Origin of the sequence: Streptomyces sp. SID3212 (assembly GCF_009865405.1) — a bacterium.
GTDB lineage: Bacteria > Actinomycetota > Actinomycetes > Streptomycetales > Streptomycetaceae > Streptomyces.
Genome location: NZ_WWJY01000624.1, coordinates 1 through 4,092 on the forward strand (window position 1 = coordinate 1; position 4,092 = coordinate 4,092).

Below are 4,092 nucleotides of genomic sequence, written 5' to 3' on the forward strand. Positions count from 1 at the left end.
AGCCGTCAGCCGTCAGCCGTCAGCCGTCAGCAGGATCGACACGGGGAAGCGGGCCGGGGGACTCCCCCGGCCCGCTTCCCCGTTCCCCCGCTTCCCCCTTTCCTCGCTTCCCCGTTCCCTCGGACCGGCGGATCACCAGGCGATCGGCAGGGCCTCCAGGCTGTGGATGACCACGTTCCGCTTCCACGGCAGTTCGCTCTCCGGCACGGCCAGCCGCAGCCCCGGGAAGCGGCGGACCAGCGTGCTGAGGACGATCCGCATCTCCAGCCGGGCGAGCTGGGCGCCCACGCAGTGGTGGATGCCGTGGCCGAAGCTGGTGTGCGAGCCCGGCTTGCGGGTGATGTCGAAGGTGTCGGGGTCGTCCCAGACCCGGCCGTCCCGGTTGGCCGAGTTGGTGACGGCGATGACACCGTCACCGGCCTTGATCATCTCCCCGCCGATCTCGACGTCCTCGGTGGCGACCCGGATCAGTCCGCCGGCCGCTCCGCCGGGGATGTAGCGCAGCAGCTCCTCGACCGTGTCGCCGATCCGCTCCGGCTCGGCGCGCAGCAGCTCCAGTTGCGCGGGGTTGCGGAGCAGGACGAGGACGGCGTTGGCGATCCGGTTCGCGGTGGTCTCGTAGCCGGCCACGATGAGGCCGCCGGCGAAGGAGATCAGTTCGCGTTCGGAGAGCCGGTCGTCGTTGTCGCGGGCGGCGATCAGGACCCCCAACAGGTCGTCGGTGGGGGCGGACCGGCGCTCCTGGACCATCGCCGCCAGGTACCCGATCAGGGCCTCGCGGGCGGCGACGGCGGCCTGAAGCGTGTCGGGCGACGTCGTGAACATCAGGTCGGACCACTCGCGGAAGCGGCCCTGGTCCTCGCGCGGGACGCCGAGCAGGTCGCCGATGGTGATGATCGGCAGCGGCCCGGAGAGGGCGGAGACCACGTCGCCGCCCGGGCCGCCCTTCTCCATGGCGTCCAGCAGCTCGTCGACGGTGCGCTGGATGCCGGGGCGCATGGCCTCGATGCGGCGTACAGTGAAGGCCGGGGCGACCAGTTTGCGCAGCCGGGTGTGGTCGGGCGCGTCCTTGCTGACGATGGACTCGGGGTCGCCCTCGACGCCGGGCATGAAGCGGGGGGCGCCGGGGCGCGTGGCCGCCTGCCGGCTGAACCGCGGGTCGCTGAAGACGGTACGGACGTCCTCGTACCGGGTGACGATCCAGGCCGGGTCGCCGCTGGGCAGGGCGACCGGGCAGACCGACTGCTCCTCGCGAAGCCGCGCGTACTCCGGTGAGGGGTCGAGCGCGGACCTGATCGGGAAGGGGAACGGGCAGCGCTCGGCACCCGTGTCGCTGTCGGTCGGGTGGTCTTCGGTCGGCCGGGTCACACCGGCTCCTTTCGGGTACGCGCGAGCGTGGTGCGCCCGGGCGGGACGGTCGGTGAGGGAAGCCGGTACGGGCGTTCGGTCACCAGGTGACCGGCAGCTCGTGGACGCCGTGTACGAACATGTCCGTACGGAACGGGACGTCGTCCAGGTCGACGGCGAGCCGCAAGGTGGGGATCCGGGCGAACAGCGTGGCCCAGAGGACCTGGAGCTGGAGGCGGGCCAGCAGCTGGCCCAGGCACTGGTGGAGGCCGAAACCGAAGCCGAGGTGCTCCTGGGCCTCCGGGCGGTAGAGGTCGAGCCGGTCCGGGTCGGGGAAGATCCTCTCGTCCCGGTTGGCCGAGGAGAGCACCACGACCACGCCCTCACCGGCCCGGATGGTCTGTCCGCCGACCTCGACGTCCTCGGTCGCCGCGCGGCGCAGCCCGTAGTCGATGACCGTCTGGTGGCGCAGCAGTTCCTCCACCGCTCCGGGGACGAGCCCGGGATCCTTGACCAGTGCGGCGAGTTGGCCCGGGTGCTGGAGGAGGAGCAGGGTGCCGACGCCGATCTGGTTGGCGATGGTCTCGAATCCGGCGATCATCAACAGGGTGGCGATGCCGACGAGTTCGTCGTGGGTGATGCCGTCCTCGTCCAGCCGGGCGGCGGCCCGTCCGAGCAGGTCGTCGGTGGGCCCCGCCGTCTTGTCGCAGACCAGGCGGTCCAGGTACGCGCGCAACTCGTCGCGGACGACCTGGCGGCGGGCCGGCGGCGCCGACTGGTCGCCGATGACCTGGGTGCGCTCCTGGAAGAACTCCCGGTCCCCGTACGGCACTCCGAGGAGTTCGCAGATCACCAGGGTGGGCAGCGGAAGGGCGATCGCCTGGACCAGGTCGGCGGTGTCGCCGCCCCGCAGCATGGTGTCGACGAGGCCGTCGACGATGCCCTGGATCGCGGGGCGCAGCTTCTCCAGCCGCTTCGCCCGGAACTCGCCGACGATGGTGCGGCGCAGCCGGGCGTGGTCCGGTGGGTCCATCCGGATGAACGTCCCCGGGCCGGGCGGCCGGACGGTCATCCGGGCCGGGAATCCCTCCCGGGAGAAGTCCGAGCTGAAACGGTGGTCGGCGAGGACGGCGCGGGCGTCGGCGTGGCCCGTGACCAGCCACACCTCGCTCCCGTCGAAGTCCAGGGTCGTACGGAAGACCGGCTGTTCCGCCCGCAACCGCGGGTAGACGGGTGCCGGATCGATCGGGCAGGTGCGCGGTACGGGGTACGACGACGGTGGGGTCGAGGCGTCCAAGGGGCGGGTCCTCCTCGTCCAACGGAACGGCTGCCGGGCGGAGTTGCCCGGCAGCCATCCTCATCGTCGGCCGTTCGGGAGTCTGCTCAACTTTGTGCTGGCAGGTCCCGCCCCGCGCACCGGCGGATCACGCGAAGTCGTGGTCCAGCCGGTACTGGGCGTTGCCGCCCTCCTCGTGGGTGGCGGTGAAGCCGCCGCTGCCGGTCAGGCCGGTCAGCTCTCCCGTACCGGAGCCGGGGACGACCGTCCAGGTCACCACGGCGGCGGAGCCGGTCAGTTCGCCGGTGTGCTGGAGCACGAAGCTGCCGGAGCGGTCCCCGATCCTTCCGGTGATCTGCTCCAGGCCGACGAAGGTGGTCGACTCGTCGCTGCGGTAGAACATCACGTACTCCTGGACGCCCTCCCCCTCGATGTCGCCGGTGTAGGAGTACTCGATGGCCGAGCGGGTCACCTTGCGGCCGTCGGCCTCCGAGATGTCCTGCTCGTCCCAGCTCTTCAGAGCGCGGGTGCCGGTGGCATTGCTCATGTGTGTCTCTCTCCTCAGCGGGCGGTTGTCGAAGGGCGGCGAGGTCACACGGAGGTGGCGTCGTCCGTTTGTCCAGCATGCCCCGGGTCGTTCTGTCCCGCGAACCAGTCGCGCATTCCGCCTTCGATTCCGGCGACCTGGCGCCAGATCAGACCGTCCTTCAGAACGTATGCGCCGAAGCCGAGTTCGCGTTCGCCGCGCACGCTCATCAGGGCGCGCATGAAGATGGTGTCGTCGGTGTGGGTGTACTCCAGCAGCCGTTCGTAGCGCGCCTGGATGTCCATGTAGCGGCCGAAGGTCTCGCCGATCTCCTCGATGCCGTTGAGCACGCCCTGGAAGCGGACCACCACGGCTTCGGGGTGGTAGGTCTCGATGAGGCCGTCGATGTCCTTGTTCTGGAGGCAGTCGATCTGGCGGACGAAGATCGGGTGGCAGCCCGAGAGGTCCAGCGATTCCATGGTCTTCTCCTCAGGAAGTGGTTTCAGGGGGTGGGAGCGGGTGCGGGTGTGGGAGGTACGGGGGCCGGGGTCCGGTCGGGGAGGTCCAGCCGGTCGCGGAAGAGGGCGAACAGGTCGCCCGGTGTCTCCTTCAGGTAGAAGTGGTCGCCGTCGACGACCCGCAGGCCGAAGGCGCCCCGGGTGGTGTCCCGCCACGCGGCCATCTCGTCCGCCTCGACCTCGGGGTCGATCCGGCCGACGACGGCCGACACGTCGCAGCCCAGCAGGCCGCCGGGCAGGGGCGTGTACGTCTCGTTCACCTCGAAGTCCGCCCGCAGGCAGGGGGTGAACGCGTTCAGCAGCTCGGGGTGCGAGAGCACCTCGGGCGGGGTGCCGCCCATCCTTGCCACGGCGGCGGTGAACCGGTCGTGGGGCAGGTCGTGCAGGCGGGCGCGGCGGGACGGCAGGTGCGGGGCGCGGCGGGC

Annotated in this window: 5 protein-coding genes; all 5 read right to left on the reverse strand. The window is 71.0% G+C overall.

Annotated elements, in window-relative coordinates; all coding sequences use genetic code 11:
• Positions 1 to 132: 132 nt before the first annotated feature.
• A complete protein-coding gene (locus GT042_RS40120; protein ID WP_202533127.1) occupies positions 133 to 1,368 on the reverse strand; it encodes a cytochrome P450 in 1,236 nt (411 codons plus the stop codon).
• Between the two features lie 79 nt (positions 1,369 to 1,447).
• Entirely contained in the window at positions 1,448 to 2,644 is a 1,197-nt protein-coding gene (locus tag GT042_RS18740; RefSeq protein WP_161309873.1) for a cytochrome P450, read from the reverse strand.
• A gap of 127 nt (positions 2,645 to 2,771) precedes the next feature.
• Positions 2,772 to 3,170: a DUF3224 domain-containing protein gene (locus GT042_RS18745; protein WP_161309874.1), complete on the reverse strand. Its 399-nt coding sequence runs from the start codon at positions 3,168 to 3,170 to the stop codon at positions 2,772 to 2,774.
• 44 nt (positions 3,171 to 3,214) lie between these two features.
• Complete coding sequence (locus GT042_RS18750) at positions 3,215 to 3,628, reverse strand: nuclear transport factor 2 family protein (protein WP_161309875.1); 414 nt, start codon at positions 3,626 to 3,628, stop codon at positions 3,215 to 3,217.
• A gap of 23 nt (positions 3,629 to 3,651) precedes the next feature.
• A partial coding sequence (locus GT042_RS18755; RefSeq protein ID WP_161309876.1) for a thioesterase occupies positions 3,652 to 4,092 on the reverse strand: 441 nt, incomplete at its 5' end.

What these genes read in the sequence shown, in the direction of transcription:
- GT042_RS18745 (WP_161309874.1), bottom strand. Translation starts at nt 3,170, where the DNA reads ATGAGCAATGCCACCGGCACCCGCGCTCTGAAGAGCTGGGACGAGCAG.
- GT042_RS18750 (WP_161309875.1), bottom strand. Translation starts at nt 3,628, where the DNA reads ATGGAATCGCTGGACCTCTCGGGCTGCCACCCGATCTTCGTCCGCCAG.